Origin of the sequence: Pseudomonas medicaginis, assembly GCF_965119365.1 — a bacterium.
In the GTDB taxonomy this organism is placed as follows: domain Bacteria; phylum Pseudomonadota; class Gammaproteobacteria; order Pseudomonadales; family Pseudomonadaceae; genus Aquipseudomonas.
Window position 1 is genome coordinate 2122219 of record NZ_OZ221631.1, and the last position, 20541, is coordinate 2142759.

Below are 20541 nucleotides of genomic sequence, written 5' to 3' on the forward strand. Positions count from 1 at the left end.
GCACCATGCGCATCTGGGGGATAGGTGCGTGGCGGCTCTTGTGATAACATCCGGCGGTTTCCAAGGCTGCCTCGCGAGGTGGCCTTTACTGCGCAGATCCATGGCATAACTCGTTGATTTGTCGTAAGTCGCTGCACGGCACTTGTTCTGCAGCGGCGAGCTTCGTTCGTCCCATCTGGATGTGACGAGGTTTCACCAGAAAAAGGAATCAGGCTTCTCATGGGCGAACTGGCCAAAGAAATCCTCCCGGTCAATATCGAAGACGAGCTGAAACAGTCCTACCTCGACTACGCAATGAGCGTAATCGTCGGGCGGGCGCTGCCGGATGCGCGCGATGGCTTGAAGCCCGTGCACCGGCGCGTGCTGTTCGCGATGAGCGAGCTGGGCAACGACTTCAACAAGCCGTACAAGAAATCCGCCCGTGTCGTCGGCGACGTGATCGGTAAGTATCACCCCCACGGCGACACTGCCGTGTACGACACCATCGTTCGTATGGCGCAGCCATTCTCCCTGCGCTACCTGCTGGTAGACGGCCAGGGCAACTTCGGTTCCGTGGACGGCGACAACGCCGCGGCCATGCGATACACCGAAGTGCGCATGACCAAGCTGGCCCACGAGTTGCTGGCCGACCTGCACAAGGAAACCGTGGACTGGGTGCCGAACTACGACGGCACCGAAATGATCCCGGCGGTCATGCCGACCCGTATCCCGAACCTGCTCGTCAACGGCTCCAGCGGTATTGCCGTGGGCATGGCGACCAACATCCCGCCGCACAACCTCGGTGAAGTCATCGACGGTTGCCTGGCCCTCATCGACAATCCCGAGCTGACCGTCGATGAGCTGATGCAATACATCCCGGGTCCGGACTTCCCGACCGCCGCGATCATCAACGGTCGCGCCGGCATCATCGAAGCCTACCGCACCGGCCGTGGCCGCATTTACATGCGCGCCCGCTCGACGGTGGAAGACATCGACAAGGTCGGCGGCCGCCAGCAGATCGTCATCACCGAGCTGCCGTACCAGTTGAACAAGGCTCGCCTGATCGAGAAGATCGCCGAGCTGGTCAAAGAGAAGAAGCTCGAAGGCATCACCGAACTGCGTGACGAGTCCGACAAGGACGGCATGCGCGTCGTGATCGAGTTGCGTCGTGGTGAAGTGCCTGAGGTGATCCTCAACAACCTCTACGCCCAGACCCAACTGCAAAGCGTGTTCGGCATCAACATCGTTGCGCTGATCGATGGCCGTCCACGAATCCTGAACCTCAAGGACCTGCTGGAAGCCTTCGTGCGTCACCGTCGCGAAGTGGTCACCCGCCGCACCGTGTTCGAGCTGCGCAAGGCTCGCGAGCGTGGTCACATTCTCGAAGGCCAGGCCGTCGCCCTGTCGAACATCGACCCGGTGATCGCCCTGATCAAGGCTTCGCCAACCCCGTCGGAAGCCAAGGAAGCGCTGATCAGCACCCCTTGGGAGTCCAGCGCGGTGATGACCATGGTCGAGCGTGCTGGCGCCGATTCCTGCCGCCCGGAAAACCTCGATCCGCAATACGGCCTGCGCGACGGCAAGTACTTCCTGTCCCCGGAACAGGCGCAAGCCATCCTGGAACTGCGTCTGCACCGCCTGACCGGCCTGGAGCACGAGAAGCTGCTGGCCGAGTACCAGGAAATCCTCAACCAGATCGGCGAGTTGATCCGCATCCTCAACAGCGCCACGCGCCTGATGGAAGTGATCCGCGAAGAACTGGAAGTGATCCGCGCCGAATACGGCGATGTGCGCCGCACCGAGATCCTCGATGCGCGCCTGGACCTGACTCTGGGCGACATGATCCCGGAAGAAGAGCGCGTGGTGACCATTTCCCACGGCGGCTACGCCAAGACCCAGCCGCTGGCCGCCTACCAGGCCCAGCGTCGTGGCGGCAAAGGCAAGTCGGCGACGGGCGTCAAGGATGAGGACTACATCGCTCACCTGCTGGTCGCCAACAGCCACACCACGCTGCTGCTGTTCTCCAGCAAGGGCAAGGTGTACTGGCTCAAGACCTATGAAATCCCGGAAGCGTCCCGTGCCGCCCGTGGTCGTCCGCTGGTCAACCTGCTGCCGCTGGACGAGGGTGAATACATCACCACCATGCTGCCGGTAGAGGAATACACCGAAGGTCACTACATCTTCATGGCTACCGCCAACGGCACCGTGAAGAAGACCCCGCTGGAATCCTTCAGCCGCCAGCGCAGCGTCGGCCTGATCGCCCTGGAACTGGACGAAGGCGACGTGCTGATTTCCGCCGCCATCACCGATGGCGAGCGTGAGGTCATGCTGTTCTCCGACGGCGGCAAGGTCACGCGCTTCAAGGAATCCGACGTGCGTGCCATGGGCCGTACCGCCCGTGGTGTGCGCGGCATGCGCCTGCCGGAAGGCCAGAAGCTGATTTCCATGCTGATCCCGGAAGAAGGCAGCCAGATCCTCACCGCTTCGGCCCGTGGTTATGGCAAGCGCACCGCCATCAGCGAGTTCCCCGAGTACAAGCGTGGCGGCCAGGGCGTGATCGCCATGGTCAGCAACGAGCGTAACGGCCGCCTGGTCGGTGCTGTCCAGGTGCTCGATGGCGAGGAGATCATGCTGATCTCCGACCAGGGCACGCTGGTGCGTACGCGGGTCGACGAAGTGTCGAGCCTGGGCCGTAACACCCAGGGCGTGACGCTGATCAAGCTGGCCAGCGATGAAACACTGGTCGGGCTTGAGCGGGTCCAGGAGCCATCGGAAGTCGAGGGCGAGGAGCTCGAAGGTGAAGAAGGCGCGGCGTTCGACGGCGCCCTCGGTGCCGATGTCGACGACGCTGTCGGCGACCAACCGCTCGATGCTGCCGCAGACGAAGAAGAACCGCAGGACTAAGCGGACACGCAGGGGGCGGATGAAGATTCGCCCCCTTGTTGTTTGTCCCTTTTGAAAATTTGCGACACTGCGCATTTCCCTGTGGGGGGTAATGCTGCTCACTTAAGGTTCGTTTGATTCAGTGTGGCGAGGGAGCAAGCTCCCTTGCCACGGATTCATCCATACCTGGAGTGAACGATGCCTTTTGTGGGAGCGAGCTTGCTCGCGATGACGGACTGACATTCAACATCACTGTTGACTGTTACATCGCTATCGCGAGCAAGCTCGCTCCCACAGTGCAGAACACTAGATTTATGTGACCACCAGATCAGAGCGAGATTGGATGTGAGCAAGAGAGCCTATAACTTCTGTGCCGGCCCGGCGGCGCTGCCTGAAGCGGTCCTGAAGCGTGCCCAGGGTGAACTTCTCGACTGGCATGGCAAAGGCCTGTCGGTCATGGAGATGAGCCATCGCAGCGATGAGTTCGTGTCCATCGCCACCAAGGCCGAGCAGGACCTGCGTGATCTGCTGAACATCCCGTCCAATTACAAGGTGCTGTTCCTCCAAGGCGGCGCGAGCCAGCAGTTCGCCCAGATCCCGTTGAACCTGTTGCCGGAAAGTGGCAAGGCCGACTACATCGACACCGGCATCTGGTCGCAGAAAGCCATCGAAGAAGCGTCGCGCTACGGTCACGTCAACGTGGCGGCCACCGCCAAGCCCTACGATTACTTCGCGATCCCCGGCCAGAACGAGTGGAACCTGTCCAAGGACGCGGCCTACGTGCACTACGCGCCGAACGAAACCATCGGCGGCCTGGAATTCAACTGGATCCCGGAAACGGGCGACGTGCCCCTGGTGGCCGACATGTCTTCGGACATCCTCTCGCGCCCTGTGGATATCTCCCGTTTCGGCATGATCTATGCGGGCGCCCAGAAGAACATCGGCCCGAGCGGCATCCTGGTCAACATCATTCGCGAAGACCTGCTGGGGCGTGCCCGTTCCCTCTGCCCGACCATGCTCAACTACAAGGTCGCGGCCGACAACGGCTCGATGTACAACACCCCGCCGACCCTGGCCTGGTACCTGTCCGGCCTGGTGTTCGAGTGGTTGAAGGAGCAGGGCGGAGTCGAAGCCATCGGTAAGCTCAACGAAGTGAAGCAGCGCACGCTGTATGACTTCATCGACGCCAGCGGCCTCTACAGCAACCCGATCAACAAGAGCGATCGCTCGTGGATGAACGTGCCGTTCCGCCTGGCCGACGACCGTCTCGACAAGCCATTCCTGGCCGGTGCCGACGAGCGCGGCCTGTTGAACCTCAAGGGCCACCGTTCGGTCGGTGGCATGCGCGCCTCCATCTACAACGCCGTCGACATCAACGCCGTCAATGCGTTGATCGCCTACATGGCAGAGTTCGAGAAGGAACATGGCTGATGTCTGAGCAAGAACTCAAGGCGCTGCGCCTGCGTATCGATGCCCTGGACGAAAAAGTCCTGGAGCTGATCAGCGAGCGCGCGCGCTGCGCCCAGGAAGTCGCCAGGGTGAAGATGGCTTCCCTGGCCGAAGGCGAGGTGCCGGTGTTCTATCGCCCCGAGCGTGAAGCGCAGGTGCTCAAGCGTGTCATGGAGCGCAACAAGGGGCCGCTGGGCAACGAAGAAATGGCGCGGTTGTTCCGCGAAATCATGTCGTCGTGCCTGGCCCTCGAGCAGCCCCTGAAAGTCGCCTACCTGGGCCCGGAAGGCACCTTTACCCAGGCAGCGGCCATGAAGCACTTCGGTCATGCCGTGATCAGCAAGCCGATGGCGGCCATCGACGAAGTCTTTCGTGAAGTCGCCGCCGGCGCGGTGAATTTTGGCGTGGTGCCGGTGGAGAACTCCACCGAAGGCGCGGTCAACCACACGCTGGACAGCTTCCTTGAGCACGACATGGTGATCTGTGGCGAAGTCGAGCTGCGCATCCACCATCACCTGCTGGTGGGCGAGAACACCAAGACCGATAGCATCAGCCGGATCTATTCCCACGCCCAGTCCCTGGCCCAGTGCCGCAAGTGGCTGGACGCTCATTACCCGAATGTCGAGCGTGTGGCGGTCTCCAGCAACGCCGAGGCGGCCAAGCGCGTCAAGGGTGAGTGGAACTCGGCGGCGATTGCCGGCGACATGGCGGCCGGCCTCTACGGGCTGACGCGCCTGGCCGAAAAAATCGAGGATCGCCCGGACAACTCCACGCGGTTCCTGATGATCGGCAGCCAGGAGGTCCCGCCGACCGGCGACGACAAGACCTCGATCATCGTTTCCATGAGCAACAAGCCTGGCGCGCTCCATGAGCTGCTGGTGCCGTTCCATGACAACGGTATCGACCTGACACGGATCGAGACCCGTCCCTCGCGCAGCGGTAAATGGACCTACGTGTTCTTCATCGATTTCGTCGGCCACCACCGCGATCCGCTGGTAAAAGGTGTGCTGGAGAAAATCAGTCAGGAAGCAGTGGCACTCAAGGTGCTGGGTTCCTACCCCAAGGCAGTTCTTTAAGGGCGGATAGCAAATGAGTGGCAACTTCCTCGCACTGGCTCAGCCAGGCGTGCAACAACTCTCGCCTTACGTTCCGGGCAAGCCCGTGGACGAACTGGCCCGCGAGCTGGACCTGGATCCGGCCAGCATCGTCAAGTTGGCGAGCAACGAAAACCCGTTGGGCGCGAGCCCCAAGGCGTTGGCGGCGATCCGCGACGAACTGGCCGAGCTGACCCGTTACCCCGATGGCAATGGGTTTGCACTCAAAAGCCTGCTGGCCGAGCGCTGTGGCGTCGAGCTGAACCAGGTGACCCTGGGCAACGGTTCCAACGACATTCTTGAGCTGGTGGCCCGCGCGTACCTGGCACCTGGCCTCAATGCGGTATTCAGCGAGCACGCGTTCGCGGTCTATCCGATCGCGACCCAGGCCGTCGGCGCGGATGCCCATGTGGTTCCGGCCAAGGACTGGGGGCACGACCTGCCGGCCATGTTGGCTGCCATCGACGCCAATACCCGCGTGGTCTTCATTGCCAACCCGAACAACCCGACCGGCACCTGGTTCGACGCCCAGGCCCTGGATGACTTCTTGCAAGACGTGCCCGCCCACGTGCTGGTGGTGTTGGACGAGGCCTACATCGAATACGCCGAAGGCAACGATTTGCCCGATGGCCTGGATTTCCTCGCGGCGTACCCGAACCTGCTGGTTTCGCGCACGTTCTCCAAGGCCTACGGCTTGGCCTCGCTGCGGGTCGGCTATGGCCTGTCCACCGCGGTGGTGGCCGATGTGCTGAATCGTGTACGCCAGCCATTCAACGTCAACAGCTTCGCCCTGGCCGCTGCTTGCGCGGCCTTGCAGGATGAAGCCTACCTGGCCGAAAGCCGTCGCCTCAACGCAGCCGGCATGCAGCAGTTGGAAGCGGGTCTGCGCGAGCTGGGCTTGGGCTGGATTCCATCGAAAGGCAATTTCATCTGCGTGGACCTGGGGCGTCTCGCTGCGCCGGTGTACCAGGGACTGTTGCGCGAAGGTGTGATCGTGCGTCCGGTGGCCAATTACGGCATGCCGAACCATTTGCGCGTCACTATCGGCCTGGCTACGGAAAACAGCCGGTTCCTCGAGGCGTTGAGCAAGGTCCTGGTTCGTGGTTGATGTCACTTCGCTGCAACCTGCCGCCCCTATGATCGGTCGCCTGGTGGTGGTCGGCCTGGGGTTGATCGGCGGTTCGTTTGCCAAGGGCCTGCGCGAAAGCGGCTTGTGCCGCGAGGTGGTCGGTGTCGACCTGGATCCGCAGTCGCGCAAGCTGGCCGTGGAGCTGGGGGTCGTGGATCGCTGTGAAGATGACCTGGCAATCGCTTGCCAGGGCGCGGACGTGATCCAACTGGCGGTGCCGATCCTGGCCATGGAAAAGCTGTTGGCGCGCCTGGCAACCATGAGCCTGGGACAAGCGATCCTGACCGACGTCGGCAGCGCCAAGGGCAATGTCGTGCGCGCCGCGACAGAGGCCTTCGGCGGCATGCCGGCGCGCTTCGTGCCCGGTCATCCGATTGCCGGTTCCGAGCAGAGTGGGGTGGAAGCCTCCAACGCCGAGTTGTTTCGTCGCCACAAAGTGATCCTCACGCCGCTGGCGCAGACCGATCCAGCCGCGCTGGCGGTGGTGGACCGTTTGTGGCGCGAATTGGGCGCCGATGTCGAGCACATGCAGGTCGAGCGTCACGATGAAGTGCTGGCCGCCACCAGCCATCTGCCGCACCTGTTGGCGTTCGGCCTGGTGGATTCATTGGCCAAACGCAATGAAAATCTTGAGATCTTCCGTTACGCTGCCGGCGGTTTCCGCGATTTCACGAGAATCGCTGGAAGCGACCCGGTCATGTGGCACGACATCTTCCTCGCCAACCGCGAAGCTGTCCTGCGCACACTCGATACATTTCGCAGCGACCTCGACGCCTTGCGCGACGCGGTCGATGCAGGGGACGGGCACCAATTGCTGGGCGTTTTCACACGCGCCAGGGTGGCCCGCGAGCATTTCAGTAAAATCCTGGCCCGTCGGGCCTATGTGGACGCTATGAACTCCAACGATCTGATTTTCCTGGCACAACCTGGTGGCTCCCTGAGCGGGCGTATTCGTGTACCGGGCGATAAATCGATTTCCCACCGTTCGATCATGCTCGGCTCCCTGGCCGAAGGCGTGACCGAAGTGGAAGGCTTCCTCGAGGGCGAAGACGCCCTGGCGACGCTGCAAGCGTTTCGCGACATGGGGGTGGTCATCGAAGGTCCGCACCACGGTCGCGTGACCATCCATGGTGTCGGCCTGCACGGCCTCAAGCCTGCCCCGGGGCCCATCTACCTGGGTAACTCCGGGACCTCGATGCGCCTGTTGTCCGGCCTGCTGGCCGCCCAGGACTTCGACAGCACCCTGACCGGTGATGCCTCGCTGTCCAAGCGCCCGATGAATCGCGTCGCCAACCCGTTGCGGGAGATGGGCGCGGTGATCGAGACGGCCGCCGACGGTCGTCCGCCCATGGTCATTCGCGGTGGCAACAAGCTCAAGGGCCTGACCTATACCATGCCGATGGCCAGCGCCCAGGTGAAATCCTGCCTGCTGCTGGCCGGTCTCTACGCCGAAGGCAAGACCACCGTCACCGAACCGGCCCCGACGCGCGACCATACCGAGCGCATGCTGCGCGGCTTCGGCTACCCGGTCACGGTCGATGGCGCCACGGCGTCCGTCGAGTCCGGCAGCAAGCTGGCCGCGACCCACATTGAAGTGCCGGGCGATATTTCGTCTTCGGCATTCTTCCTGGTGGCCGCCTCGATCGCCGAAGGCTCCGAGCTGGTGCTCGAGCACGTCGGCATCAACCCGACCCGCACCGGCGTGATCGACATCCTGCGGCTGATGGGCGCCGACATCACCCTGGAAAACCAGCGTGAAGTGGGTGGCGAGCCGGTCGCGGACCTGCGCGTACGAGCAGCTAGACTCAAGGGTATCGAGATTCCGGAGGCGTTGGTGCCGCTGGCCATCGACGAGTTCCCGGTGCTGTTCGTGGCCGCCGCCTGTGCAGAAGGGCGCACCGTGCTGACCGGCGCCGAAGAGCTGCGGGTCAAGGAATCGGATCGTATCCAGGTCATGGCCGACGGCTTGCTCGCCCTGGGCGTCAAGTGCCAGCCGACACCGGACGGCATCATCATCGATGGCGGCCAGATCGGCGGCGGCGAAGTCCATGGCCACGGTGACCACCGCATCGCCATGGCCTTCAGTGTTGCGTCTTTGCGCGCCAGCGCGCCGATTCGCATCCATGATTGCGCCAACGTCGCGACGTCGTTCCCGAACTTCCTCGCGCTGTGCGCGCAGGTCGGTATCCGAGTAGCACAAGAGGCACAGTCGTGAACATCAAGGCACCGGTCATCACCATCGATGGCCCAAGCGGATCGGGCAAGGGCACCGTCGCCGGGATCCTGGCCAGGCAACTGGGCTGGAATCTGCTCGATTCGGGGGCCTTGTACCGCCTGCTGGCGTTCGCCGCCGCCAACCATGGCGTCGACCTGACCAATGAAGAACTGCTCAAGGCGCTGGCCGCTCATCTGGACGTGCAATTCATTGCGGCGACCGACGGTCAGCTCCAGCGCATCATCCTGGAAGGCGACGAAGTCAGCGACGTCATCCGTACCGAAAGCGTGGGCGCCGGGGCCTCCCAGGTCGCCGCGCTGCCGGCGGTGCGCGAGGCCCTGCTGCAGCGCCAGCGCGCCTTCCAGGAGCCGCCGGGGCTGGTGGCGGACGGTCGCGACATGGGCACTGTGGTGTTCCCTGATGCGCCGCTGAAGATTTTCCTCACCGCCAGCGCCGAGGAGCGGGCGCGCCGCCGTTATTTGCAGTTGAAGGGCAAGGGCGAGGATGTTAGTCTGTCGAGTCTGCTAGATGAGATCCGTGCACGCGACGAGCGTGACACCCAGCGCGCAGTAGCCCCGCTAAAGCCGGCGGCCGACGCGATACAGCTGGATTCCACGGAGTTGTCCATCGACCAGGTGTTGCAACGCATCATGAGCGAGATCGCCATTCGCGATATCGCCGGGTGACCAGGAAGCTCCGCAGGGGACCAGTCATAGTCCTGCGGTGCTTCTTCTATATGAAACTAACCCACATCGTCTGGGGTGTGGAGATGGGCGTTTACTTCGCCCTAATCAACAGGAATTAAAATGAGCGAAAGCTTTGCGGAACTCTTTGAAGAAAGCTTGAAAACCCTGAACCTTCAGGCAGGCTCCATCATCACCGGCGTTATCGTTGATATCGATTACCAAGCTCGCTGGGTAACCGTTCACGCTGGTCTGAAGTCTGAAGCGCTGATCCCGCTTGAGCAGTTCTACAACGACGCTGGCGAACTGAACATCAACGTTGGTGACGAAGTTCACGTTGCGTTGGATTCGGTTGAAGATGGCTTCGGTGAAACCAAGCTGTCCCGTGAAAAAGCCAAGCGTGCCGAGTGCTGGATCGTTCTGGAAGCGGCCTTCGCAGCTGAGGAAGTGGTCAAGGGCGTTATCAACGGTAAGGTTAAAGGCGGCTTCACTGTCGACGTTAACGGCATCCGTGCGTTCCTGCCAGGTTCCCTGGTTGACGTCCGTCCAGTGCGCGACACCACGCACCTGGAAGGCAAAGAGCTGGAATTCAAGGTCATCAAGCTGGACCAGAAGCGCAACAACGTTGTCGTTTCCCGTCGCAGTGTCCTGGAAGCCGAGAACTCCGCCGAGCGTGAAGCTCTGCTGGAATCGCTGCAGGAAGGCCAGCAGGTCAAGGGTATCGTCAAGAACCTCACCGATTACGGCGCATTCGTCGATCTGGGTGGCGTCGATGGCCTGCTGCACATCACCGACATGGCCTGGAAGCGTATCAAGCATCCTTCGGAAATCGTCAACGTTGGCGACGAGATCGATGTCAAGGTCCTGAAGTACGATCGCGAGCGCAATCGTGTTTCCCTGGGCCTCAAGCAACTGGGCGAAGACCCATGGGTTGCTATCAAAGCCCGTTACCCAGAAGGCACCCGCGTCACCGCTCGTGTAACCAACCTGACCGACTACGGCTGCTTCGCTGAGCTGGAAGAAGGCGTTGAAGGCCTGGTACACGTTTCCGAAATGGACTGGACCAACAAGAACATCCACCCTTCGAAAGTCGTACAAGTCGGCGACGAAGTGGAAGTCATGGTTCTGGACATCGACGAAGAGCGTCGTCGTATCTCCCTCGGCATCAAGCAGTGCAAGTCCAACCCATGGGAAGACTTCTCTGGCCAGTTCAACAAGGGCGATAAAATCTCCGGCACCATCAAGTCGATCACCGATTTCGGTATCTTCATTGGTCTGGACGGCGGCATCGACGGCCTGGTTCACCTGTCCGACATCTCCTGGAACGAAGTGGGCGAAGAAGCCGTACGCCGTTTCAAGAAGGGCGACGAGCTGGACACCGTTATCCTGTCGGTTGACCCAGAGCGCGAGCGTATCTCCCTGGGTATCAAGCAACTGGAAAGCGATCCGTTCTCCGAGTACGTTCAAGAGAACGACAAAGGCGCAATCGTTAAGGGCATCGTGAAAGAAGTTGACGCCAAAGGCGCCATCATCACCCTGGCCGACGATATCGAAGCGACTCTGAAAGCCTCCGAAATCAGCCGTGACCGCGTTGAAGACGCGCGCAACGTTCTGAAAGAAGGCGAAGAAGTAGAAGCCAAGATCATCAGCGTTGACCGCAAGAGCCGCGTAATCCAGCTCTCCATCAAGTCGAAAGACGATGCTGAAGAGAAAGAAGCAATCCAGAGCCTGCGCGACAAGCCAGCCGCTGACATTGCTGCTGGTCCTACCACTCTGGGCGACCTGCTGCGTGCACAAATGGAAAAGCAGAACTGAGTTCTGTCAGACCATAAAAAAGGGCGACTTCGGTCGCCCTTTTTTGTGGGCGCCATTTAGGCCTGCAAGGCGGCCTTCGTCATCATTTCTGCTGTGGCTCTGCTGTGTGAAACCAATCCGGTTGCCGGGCTGTCTCTTTCTTTAAGCAGATCAGGCATCTGTTCAAGGCTAGACTGTAGGTGCCATTCCCTTCCCGGATCAATTGGGTGTCAGCCTGCTCGCGATAGCGGTAGGTGGGTCCAGCTCGCCGGGTAATCGATGATCAAGGGTGTGAATGAATAGGCTTATAGTGGCATTGGCAATACTGACAATGGTGGGTTGCACCACAAGTGCCAAGACCCACGCGGTGCGCGGTGTCAGCGGCATCGAGGTCGATTGTTCCGGGCTGGGGTCGGGCTGGGAAAAATGCCACAAGCGCGCTGCAAGGGAGTGCAAGGGCGCAGGGTACAAAGTCATCACTCGCTCCGATGATGCCAAGGATGAAGATCAATACCCGTTCGGCTTCAATCCGGCGGGTTACCTGACTCGCACGATGTTAGTGATTTGTCGCTGAATACGCTCAAGTGCAAGGCTTGTGCAGAAACGGGGCAAATACGACAGGGTGAAGATTTGTCAATACTCGGGCTGTTCAAATTCCTCCGGTCATGCTAAAACCTTTTCAAGCGATTTTCCTAGCTGCTTGAAAAAGAAGGGAAAAATATGACGAAGTCGGAGTTGATCGAACGAATTGTCACCCATCAAGGGCTACTCTCATCCAAGGATGTGGAGCTGGCCATCAAGACCATGCTGGAGCAGATGTCACAGTGCCTGGCGACCGGGGATCGCATCGAGATTCGCGGGTTTGGCAGTTTTTCCCTGCATTACCGGGCCCCGCGGGTGGGTCGCAATCCCAAGACTGGTCAGTCGGTGAGTCTCGACGGTAAATTCGTCCCGCATTTCAAGCCGGGCAAGGAACTCCGGGATCGGGTGAATGAGGAGGAGGGGGATGAGCTTTAACGCGGTGCCCATGCATGGGGGGATTCATGAGGAACTTTAAACGTTTGGCGCTAGTCGTACTGGCGCTGCTCCTGGGTTCGACTATCGTTCTGTTCGTGCTTGAGAACACTCAGCCTGTCGCACTGCTGTTCCTGGGCTGGTCGGCTCCGCAACTTCCTGTCTCGGTTTTCGTGATCCTGGCGTTGCTCGCTGGTATGATGTTTGGCCCGCTGCTCGCGTGGTACATGGGGGCGCGTAGGCGATTGAAATAAATGGATGTGTGGCCCAGCAGTCTTGGTAAGGATCACTGTCTACAATTTTTTTGACTTTTGGGTGCGTTTTGTTCGTATTTAATATAACTCAGTTTGCCGCTCTGTCTGACGCGGCCTTGCCCGTCTTGCTCTTTGATGCGTTTGGGATGTACACGAACGTGATGCCAAGCGAGGCCTCCCATGCAAAATGATCGTATTGATGCGGATCGCGATAATGAAATTGATCTGATCGAGCTGGTCCGGGTTCTCTGGGCTCAGAAATGGTTGATTCTAGGCGTCACTCTTTTGGTTACTGTTGGCGCAGGCTTTTATGCCTTTCTCAGTAAGCCAGTCTATGAAGTCAAGCTTTTTATCATGCCACCTACTCAGAATGATATTGCTGAGTTGAATTATGGTCGTGGGAAAAGTACAGAGTTGGATATTTATTCCATCAAGTATGTTTACGATGTATTTGCTCGGAATCTTCAAGGTGAGTCTCTTCGTCAGAAGTTTTTTAATGAGGTCTACCTGCCTTCGCTTGATGAGGCTGAGCGGAAGGGGGCGCTTGATCGTTTATATGAGCGCTTTTCCCGAGAGTTGGCGATAAAGGGACCTGGTAAGGATACTCCTGATCGCTTTTCGATTACCGTTCAAGGTGTCAATCCTGTTCGGGCCACGGAATGGGCAAGGAGCTATGTCCAACGTGCCAGTGAGGCAGCTGAGTCGGAGTTGGTCAAGAACATCACGGCTGAAGCTTCGGTTAGGGCCCGTAACCTGGAGCAGCGAATTATCAGCTTGCGCGAGAACGCGCAGCGCGTACGTGAAGATCGGATTCAACAGTTGCGTGAAGCGTTGAAGGTTGCTGAGTCCATTGGTCTGACATCCCCAACGGTTAACTCCACCGCGGCGGTAGATATCACTGTGGAAACGGGTAATAAAATGGACTACCAGCGAGGTAGTAAAGCGTTGGCGGCTGAGATCGACGCGCTAGAGTCCAGGTCTTCCGACGATGCTTTTATTAAAGATTTACGATCGTTGCAAATGAGATATAACTTTTATCGTAAATTGAACATCGACGCTGAAAGTATGGCGGTTTATCGACAGGATGGCAGTGTTGAGGTGCCGGAGAGTCCGATTAAACCGAGAAAAGGGTTGATCTTGATGATCGGTTTCGTCGCTGGAGCGATACTAGGTCTGCTTATCGCGGCGATCAGGCTCGCTTTAGGATGGGCTCGGGTGAAAAAAGTGGAGCGCTATTAAGAATAATGAGGGCTCCGCATGATCTACCCTCCAACATCAATCTTCGATATCTCGGTACAGCCCTTCTCGTCCCCCTCTTGGGCATGGTCTTGGTATCAGTCCACCGTGACTTGCCTACTCGGCGAGGGGGTTACCCGTTCATGGGGAGAGTGATTGCCCCCATAACATAACTCTGTGTAATTTACCTGCTTAGGTCGCATAATCTCATTGTCAAGTAAATTAAGGTCGTTTACCTTCAGGGTGACTCACAAAAAAGATTTTGTGATGAATAAGGCAAGAAGAGCATAGTTAAAATTTGACCTCGCCGTCGTTTGCTTGCCAATAGGCCCGTAGAGAAAAAGGGCACCTGAAAATATCATACGATAACACGCAGTTTAAAGGTTGCAAATGATTTTAATGTTGGTTCTATTTTGGCTTCAATGATATCAACTCATTCGATAATTTAGGCTTTGTAATTATGCACAAACTGAAAGATCTGAAACTTGCTATTATAGGCCTTGGTTACGTAGGGCTGCCTCTAGCGGTAGAGTTTGGAAAACAGCGATTTGTCGTTGGATTCGATATAAACCAGTCTCGCATAGATGCGCTTAATATGGGACATGACTCCACGCTTGAAGTCAGTGATACGGAGCTGAAGGAAGCGTCGCATCTAAATTACAGCTCAAGCCTTGAAGAGCTTCGAACATGTAATACTTTTATTGTTACAGTTCCTACCCCGATAGACAAATATAACCAGCCTGACTTGAGCCCGCTGATCAAGGCCTCCGAAACTATTGGCAATGTCCTAAAACCTGGGGATATCGTGATTTATGAATCTACGGTGTATCCAGGAGCAACTGAAGAAATTTGCGTACCAGTATTAGAGCGCATATCAGGTCTGAAATTTAATATTGATTTTTTTGCGGGTTATAGTCCTGAGAGGATCAATCCGGGTGATAAGGAACATCGTGTAACTACAATAAAAAAAGTCACATCAGGATCAACCGTCGAAGTGGCAGATTTGGTTGATGAATTATATAATCAGATTATAGTTGCAGGTACACATAAAGCCAGTAGTATAAAAGTTGCTGAAGCCGCAAAAGTTATTGAAAATACTCAGCGAGATCTCAATATTGCTCTTATAAATGAGCTGGCTCTTATTTTTAATAGGATGGGTGTTGATACGCAAGCTGTTCTAGAAGCGGCTGGTACGAAATGGAATTTTTTGCCGTTTCGTCCTGGTTTGGTCGGAGGACATTGTATAGGGGTAGATCCCTATTATTTAACTCACAAGGCACAGTCATTAGGCTATCACCCGGAGATTATTCTAGCTGGGCGTCGTTTAAACGATAGCATGGGGGCTTATGTAGCGTCACAGTTGGTGAAAGCTATGGTAAAACGACGCATTCATGTAGATGGGGCTCGTGTTTTGTTAATGGGGTTAACTTTTAAAGAGAATTGCCCTGATCTGCGCAACACTAAAGTGATCGACATCATTAAAGAATTGGCTGAGTACAATATCATCGTCGATGTGTTCGATCCATGGGTAAATAGCTCTGAGGCTCAATACGAATATAATATCACCCCAGTAGCCAAGCCGGACGACGGTGCTTATGATGGGATCATTCTCGCGGTTGCTCATCGTGAATTTTTAGAGATGGGAGCTGTTAAGATTCGGCAGTTAGGTAAGTCAGAGCATGTTTTGTATGATCTTAAGTACCTTTTAAGTTCTGATCAATCAGATATACGCCTCTGATTTTTAGGCTGAAAGTATCTTTAATTTCCAAACTTAAGCGCCGCTATTGATCAGGAATACCAAATGGAACGTTACGAAGAACTTTTAGTTCAGCTACGTGAGGCCCCGAAAACTTGGCTTGTAACAGGTGTCGCGGGTTTCATTGGTTCTAACCTTCTCGAAACACTCTTGCAGCTCAACCAAAGAGTTATTGGGCTCGATAATTTCGCGACTGGACATCAAAGTAATCTTGATGAAGTCTGCTCGGTTGTAAGTGACTTGCAATGGAAGAATTTTAAGCTTGTTAAAGGCGATATACGAAATTTGGAAGATTGTCGACGTGCAATGGTACTTCAAGAATCACATGACGAACTTTCATCGGTTTCCGTAGATTATGTTCTGCACCAAGCAGCTCTTGGTTCTGTACCGCGGTCTATCAATGATCCAATTACAACTAATAGTACAAATATCGATGGCTTCTTGAATATGCTGGTTGCTTCAAGGGATGCAGGAGTTAAAAGTTTCACTTATGCTGCTTCCAGTTCTACATATGGTGATCATCCAGGTCTTCCGAAGGTCGAGAGTGTTATAGGGAAGCCCCTTTCACCATACGCAGTGACAAAGTATGTTAATGAACTTTATGCTGACGTTTTTTCAAGAACATACGGTTTCAATGCGATTGGCTTGCGCTATTTTAACGTTTTTGGTAAGCGACAGGATCCCAACGGAGCCTACGCTGCAGTGATTCCAAAATGGATATCCTCCATGATTGTCGATCGATCAATAGCAATTAATGGTGATGGTGAAACGAGTCGGGATTTTTGTTACGTAGAGAATGCTGTTCAGGCCAATCTTCTTGCCGCAACTGCCAATGAAGCGGCAAAAAATAACGTCTATAATGTCGCATTTGGTGAACGCACTACACTTAATCAACTATTCACGTACTTAACGGACTCACTGTTGAAGCATGGGTATACTTATCAGCGGGCTCCTGTATATCAAGATTTTCGTAGTGGAGATGTTAGGCATTCCTTGGCTGATATATCAAAGGCAAATCAGCTTCTCGGATATAAACCTAAGTACAGGATCGATGAAGGTATACGGCAAACCATGCCCTGGTATATTGAACAGAGTCTGAAAGTGCTATGAGCCCGATTCTGGTCCTCTTTGTCGTAGACGGATTTTCGAAAGTTTTTTTGGCACTTGCGTCTTTGATCTTGATTAAATACTTATCTGTAGGTGAATTTGCGCAATTTAGCGTAGTCTTTACCGCAAGTATGATGAGTTATCAAGTGATTTGTGGGATCATCGAAAGGTTATATATATCTGATCATCAATCTTATGAGAAAGAGGGAGGGGTAAGTAGTTTCTTTCTAATTGTTGTATTCGGATCTGTTATAGCAACATATGTTTTTTTTCATTCGGATCTGTGGGCAGCAACTTTAACAGTTATCCTTACGTATCTGTGCACCAAATATCAAATTCAGCGTATTAAAAAGCAAAAGGAAGAGCGCTTCTTCATATATGCTTTTGTTGATATGTTACGAAGCGCAGCTTGGCTCTCGCTGTTATATATTAAGTTCATGGTCCCCATGGTTATACCCTATGTAACTAATGAGTTTTTTGCATTGGGGACCTTCGCCATTTTAGCCATCTTGGCAAATTCGCTTTTGTATATGGTTTCAAAACCTAATAAAGTGCAGTCGCACTCTTTTTCTTTTTATGTTCATCAGATTGGTTTTTCTATAAAATACTTTATATCTAGACGCGATGTTTTTTTATATTCAATTTTGGGAGGGGTTATACCTTACTACCCCTTTATCGTTGCGACCGTAGCTCATAATGAATCACTCATATCTACCTATGGCGCCGCCATGAGGTACCAAGCGATATTTTCGATGGTGTTGATGGCTGTCAATACCGTTGTTATAGCTAGATTTTGTAATAGGAAGGATATTATCCAGGCGCAGGCGAGGGCTTTTTATAAAGTATTACCTTTGGCCATCTTGTGCCTGATAATAGCTATCGCTTCTATATGGTGGGTTATACCTTATATAGATGATGGAAAGTATCCAGGAATGAGAGTTGCATTTGTAATTTTATCCAGTTGTTCAGTAATTTCACTGATTTCTACTGTCGCCGTAAATCAGCTCCTGGCTTTTAACAGCTATAGAGTGATGTTAAAAGGAATGTTCACCGGATTTTTATTGATGATGTTATTTACGCCCGTCTTCAGTTTTCTGAATCCAGATATGGGGCCTCTGATCAGTATGGTTACGGGATATCTGACCATTGCGGTGTTAATGATACGGAATGCTAGCAAGGAGAAAGTTCTTGAAAATATTGTTAGTTAACTATTATTACGCTCCGATGGTAAGTGCTCATGCCTATCGTTGGACTCAGCTTTCCGCTTACTGGGCAAAAATGGGGCATGAGGTTCATGTGATATGCTCAAGCATTAACGAGAGCGCACGTGAAAATATTGTGAATAATCCAAGTGTTGTTCGTGTTGGCATGATTCGTGCGAAAAAAATTCGCTCTGAGCAAATACATTCGAGGAATGGTTCGACAAAGCAGAAGTATTTAGCAGTGGCTAAGAACTTCCTTAGATTTTTTTATAGGAAAATTTATTGGCCTGATGGTCTTTGGTACTGGTCTTTTAGTGTGATAGGTGAGTTGATAAAAAGAAGGTCTTCAGATTACGATTTAGTCGTAAGTTATTCTCCTTCATTTACTGCACATCTCGCGGTGTTGTTTTTTAAAAAAATATGTCGACGAGACTTTTATTGGATTGCTGATTATGGTGATCCATTTGCAACTTCCATTACCATGCCGAACAATAATACTCAGTTGTTTCGGCGGCTAAATGTTTTTGCCGAGTCGGCGGTGCTAAAAAATGCTAGTAAGGTATGTTTTACTAGCAATAACACCTATGAAGATTATTGCTCTGCATTTGGTGCCATGAGTAATGCCTATGTAATTCCTCATATGGCCGATATCGCCGACGTATACGAAAATACCAAGCATGTGATCAACCCTGCATTTATTAGATTGGTATTTATTGGTAACTTTCACAAAGGAATTAGAGAGCCATTTTTAGCTGCGAAAATAATTGAAGTAATAGCTGAGCATTTAAGCCTAAATAATGATACTCGTGTATTATTTGATATTTACGGTGCTAGCAATGGGGTCGATTTAAGATCCATATGTAGTTCGGTGGTGACGTGGCATGGTCCTTTAGACCGTAGCTGCACTGCAAAAGTTATCGGAGAGGCGGACTTTTTGGTAAATATTGAAAATACAAACTGCTCAATGATTCCTAGCAAAATTGTTGAATATATTGCAACTGGAAAGCCAATTATCGATGTCGCTAAAACTTATGCCGATGTGCCCCCTTTAATGGCCAGTTACGCTATGGAAGGGAAAGCCATGATAATGACAGATGAGTATATAACCGAACTCGACAGCGTCCTGAGCTTTATGCGAAATTATAAAGGCAAAGGCAAGATATCATTAGAGTTTCTAAATGAGTTCTTAAAGGATTATGGGATTGAGCAGATATCAAGTAAATACTTGTCGCATGTTATAAATCCTGCGGCTTGACGTTGTCGGTTTGAAAAGGTTGCTATTTCTTGAGCTCAAAATGCTTCTCCTTTATATTAGCTGCGTTAAACACGAAGATATTAAATGTCGCTTTTTTTGAAAACCGATTGCTGGTCGGAGCTGCGAATCTATCAGGGTTAAATAAAAGATATGGTCAACAAAAATTCTCGTTTTTTTGTAAGTAGATTTTTATGTTTTTTTTGCGTTTTGATTTCGTTTCAAACAGTGTTCTATTTTGGATTTGATTACTATTTTCAAGTCGAGAATAGATTTCTCAATGTTCCTGATCATATGTTTTATGAGCGGGTTGTTACAGGATTTAGTTTAATTCCAGATATTACATCCATAAATAACTATGTGATCAGCTTTATTTATTCACTATTTTTTTGGTTGGGTTTTTCGGACCTGGTTCTTGTTTCACTGTTTGTTAATGTGATTGTTATAAGCATTGCGTATGCCCGTAGTGAACTGCTGTGTTTTCAGGTCACAAAACGTTTTCTGCCTTTGCTATATTGGCTGGGTTTATTGTCGGCATTGCAATTCTCCATATTGATAAACAAAGACAGTTTTGGCGTGCTGTTTTACGTAGTGCTCGTCTCATTTTTGATGTTTCGAAAAAGGATTGATCTGTGTCTTCTTTTAATTCTTTGTCCTATTCGCTTACAGTTTTTGCTGGTGTTCGTGTTTTCTGTTTTTATTGCCTCTAGTATTAACTCCCAGGACCGAAAGATTAGAGTTATCGCTAAGGTGGGCGTCCTATACGTTCTTTGTTCAATTGTGGCGATGTATTTGGAAAGTAATGAGGCACTTCTTGCACATAGTCGTTATGCAGAAGGAGGGGTGGCCCAGTGGATTTCTAATCTGAATAATCAATTCTATATTGGATCGTTGTTGCTGAACGTTCTCAAACCAATTCAGTATGTATATGATTTGTTTCGCAGCGCCAGTGTTGATCATTCGGTTCTTGGTTGGGGGGTTTATTTCTCTAGGCTTTATTTGTTTTTTTTAATTATGATATTTAGTCTTTATTTTTTTATCGCCGTCTATTTGCCATGGGTCGTAATTCGGAAAAGAGAAATGTTTATAGCATCAGTAGTGATTTGTTCTTTCTTTTTGGTGTATTCAATCTCGCCTGTAGTAAATTATCGGTATTTGCTAAATATTTCACCTGTACTAATATTATTTTTTGCGATGAAAAAGTTTCGCCAGGTTAGAGTACGGCTTATCGCTCCAGCCCTCAGTACAGCAAATCGTCCTTCGTTGGCTGTAGAGCGGAACTCTCACCTTGATGAGTGAGTGGTCAGGAAGGACTGGGTTCAATTCTCGATGAGGTGTCGAAGGCGTCAGGGTATCGACTCAGGATGGAAGGTAATGGACTCAATGTAGTATCATATCTGCGTTTGTTTCTAAGGATGCGGGCTATGAGCTTTGCTGCTGTTATTTGGATTAAGAGTCGCGATGATCATAACGTCTCTAAAGGTGGTCTGCGTG

General features: G+C 53.2%; 16 protein-coding genes. All 16 read left to right on the forward strand.

The genetic code is table 11. From position 1 onward, the window contains the following. Positions 1-219 precede the first annotated feature (219 nt). Positions 220-2883 carry a DNA gyrase subunit A gene (gene gyrA / locus ACMTA2_RS09375; RefSeq protein ID WP_413794619.1) on the forward strand — a complete coding sequence of 888 codons (2664 nt, stop codon included), beginning with the start codon at positions 220-222 and terminating at the stop codon, positions 2881-2883. A 324-nt stretch (positions 2884-3207) separates the two neighbouring features. Next, on the forward strand, positions 3208-4293 hold the full coding sequence (serC, locus tag ACMTA2_RS09380; protein ID WP_413794620.1) for a 3-phosphoserine/phosphohydroxythreonine transaminase: 1086 nt from the start codon (positions 3208-3210) through the stop codon (positions 4291-4293). After that, positions 4293-5387, forward strand: a complete 1095-nt coding sequence (pheA, locus tag ACMTA2_RS09385; protein WP_003199233.1) for a prephenate dehydratase — start codon at positions 4293-4295, stop codon at positions 5385-5387. The genes serC and pheA overlap by 1 nt, the downstream gene beginning before the upstream one ends. Before the next feature lie 13 nt (positions 5388-5400). Next, positions 5401-6513 carry a histidinol-phosphate transaminase gene (gene hisC / locus ACMTA2_RS09390; protein ID WP_413794621.1) on the forward strand — a complete coding sequence of 371 codons (1113 nt, stop codon included), beginning with the start codon at positions 5401-5403 and terminating at the stop codon, positions 6511-6513. A gap of 28 nt (positions 6514-6541) precedes the next feature. Next, a complete protein-coding gene (locus ACMTA2_RS09395) occupies positions 6542-8749 on the forward strand; it encodes a bifunctional prephenate dehydrogenase/3-phosphoshikimate 1-carboxyvinyltransferase (RefSeq protein ID WP_413795620.1) in 2208 nt (735 codons plus the stop codon). Beyond that, a complete protein-coding gene (gene cmk, locus ACMTA2_RS09400) occupies positions 8746-9435 on the forward strand; it encodes a (d)CMP kinase (protein WP_014337227.1) in 690 nt (229 codons plus the stop codon). Before ACMTA2_RS09395 ends, cmk begins: the two co-directional genes overlap by 4 nt. 120 nt (positions 9436-9555) lie before the next feature. After that, positions 9556-11247, forward strand: a complete 1692-nt coding sequence (rpsA, locus tag ACMTA2_RS09405) for a 30S ribosomal protein S1 (RefSeq protein WP_053120388.1) — start codon at positions 9556-9558, stop codon at positions 11245-11247. Between the two features lie 274 nt (positions 11248-11521). Then, on the forward strand, positions 11522-11800 hold the full coding sequence (locus ACMTA2_RS09410) for a hypothetical protein (protein WP_413794622.1): 279 nt from the start codon (positions 11522-11524) through the stop codon (positions 11798-11800). Positions 11801-11946: 146 nt separating this feature from the next. Then, entirely contained in the window at positions 11947-12243 is a 297-nt protein-coding gene (ihfB, locus tag ACMTA2_RS09415; protein ID WP_003199243.1) for an integration host factor subunit beta, read from the forward strand. Positions 12244-12269: 26 nt separating this feature from the next. Next, positions 12270-12494 carry a lipopolysaccharide assembly protein LapA domain-containing protein gene (locus tag ACMTA2_RS09420; RefSeq protein ID WP_413794623.1) on the forward strand — a complete coding sequence of 75 codons (225 nt, stop codon included), beginning with the start codon at positions 12270-12272 and terminating at the stop codon, positions 12492-12494. A gap of 180 nt (positions 12495-12674) precedes the next feature. After that, the gene (locus ACMTA2_RS09425) at positions 12675-13733 is read left to right on the forward strand and encodes an LPS O-antigen chain length determinant protein WzzB (protein WP_413794624.1); all 1059 of its coding nucleotides are present in this window, start codon (positions 12675-12677) and stop codon (positions 13731-13733) included. Between the two features lie 457 nt (positions 13734-14190). Beyond that, on the forward strand, positions 14191-15468 hold the full coding sequence (gene tviB / locus ACMTA2_RS09430) for a Vi polysaccharide biosynthesis UDP-N-acetylglucosamine C-6 dehydrogenase TviB (protein ID WP_413794625.1): 1278 nt from the start codon (positions 14191-14193) through the stop codon (positions 15466-15468). Between the two features lie 63 nt (positions 15469-15531). Then, positions 15532-16596 (forward strand): NAD-dependent epimerase/dehydratase family protein, encoded by a 1065-nt coding sequence (locus tag ACMTA2_RS09435; protein ID WP_413794626.1) that lies wholly within the window; start codon positions 15532-15534, stop codon positions 16594-16596. Then, the gene (locus ACMTA2_RS09440) at positions 16593-17801 is read left to right on the forward strand and encodes a polysaccharide biosynthesis protein (protein WP_413794627.1); all 1209 of its coding nucleotides are present in this window, start codon (positions 16593-16595) and stop codon (positions 17799-17801) included. The genes ACMTA2_RS09435 and ACMTA2_RS09440 overlap by 4 nt, the downstream gene beginning before the upstream one ends. Continuing rightward, complete coding sequence (locus ACMTA2_RS09445; RefSeq protein ID WP_413794628.1) at positions 17782-19050, forward strand: glycosyltransferase; 1269 nt, start codon at positions 17782-17784, stop codon at positions 19048-19050. The genes ACMTA2_RS09440 and ACMTA2_RS09445 overlap by 20 nt, the downstream gene beginning before the upstream one ends. Before the next feature lie 291 nt (positions 19051-19341). After that, complete coding sequence (locus ACMTA2_RS09450; protein ID WP_413794629.1) at positions 19342-20346, forward strand: hypothetical protein; 1005 nt, start codon at positions 19342-19344, stop codon at positions 20344-20346. Positions 20347-20541 lie beyond the last annotated feature (195 nt).

Excerpts from the sequence above, each read along its gene's own strand:
- ACMTA2_RS09410 (WP_413794622.1), top strand. The coding sequence starts at position 11,522 with ATGAATAGGCTTATAGTGGCATTGGCAATACTGACAATGGTGGGTTGC.
- ACMTA2_RS09395 (WP_413795620.1), top strand. The coding sequence starts at position 6,542 with ATGATCGGTCGCCTGGTGGTGGTCGGCCTGGGGTTGATCGGCGGTTCG.
- ACMTA2_RS09450 (WP_413794629.1), top strand. The coding sequence starts at position 19,342 with ATGTTTTATGAGCGGGTTGTTACAGGATTTAGTTTAATTCCAGATATT.
- ACMTA2_RS09420 (WP_413794623.1), top strand. The coding sequence starts at position 12,270 with ATGAGGAACTTTAAACGTTTGGCGCTAGTCGTACTGGCGCTGCTCCTG.
- ACMTA2_RS09440 (WP_413794627.1), top strand. The coding sequence starts at position 16,593 with ATGAGCCCGATTCTGGTCCTCTTTGTCGTAGACGGATTTTCGAAAGTT.
- tviB (WP_413794625.1), top strand. The coding sequence starts at position 14,191 with ATGCACAAACTGAAAGATCTGAAACTTGCTATTATAGGCCTTGGTTAC.
- pheA (WP_003199233.1), top strand. The coding sequence starts at position 4,293 with ATGTCTGAGCAAGAACTCAAGGCGCTGCGCCTGCGTATCGATGCCCTG.
- gyrA (WP_413794619.1), top strand. The coding sequence starts at position 220 with ATGGGCGAACTGGCCAAAGAAATCCTCCCGGTCAATATCGAAGACGAG.
- ACMTA2_RS09435 (WP_413794626.1), top strand. The coding sequence starts at position 15,532 with ATGGAACGTTACGAAGAACTTTTAGTTCAGCTACGTGAGGCCCCGAAA.
- ACMTA2_RS09425 (WP_413794624.1), top strand. The coding sequence starts at position 12,675 with ATGCAAAATGATCGTATTGATGCGGATCGCGATAATGAAATTGATCTG.
- rpsA (WP_053120388.1), top strand. The coding sequence starts at position 9,556 with ATGAGCGAAAGCTTTGCGGAACTCTTTGAAGAAAGCTTGAAAACCCTG.
- hisC (WP_413794621.1), top strand. The coding sequence starts at position 5,401 with ATGAGTGGCAACTTCCTCGCACTGGCTCAGCCAGGCGTGCAACAACTC.
- ihfB (WP_003199243.1), top strand. The coding sequence starts at position 11,947 with ATGACGAAGTCGGAGTTGATCGAACGAATTGTCACCCATCAAGGGCTA.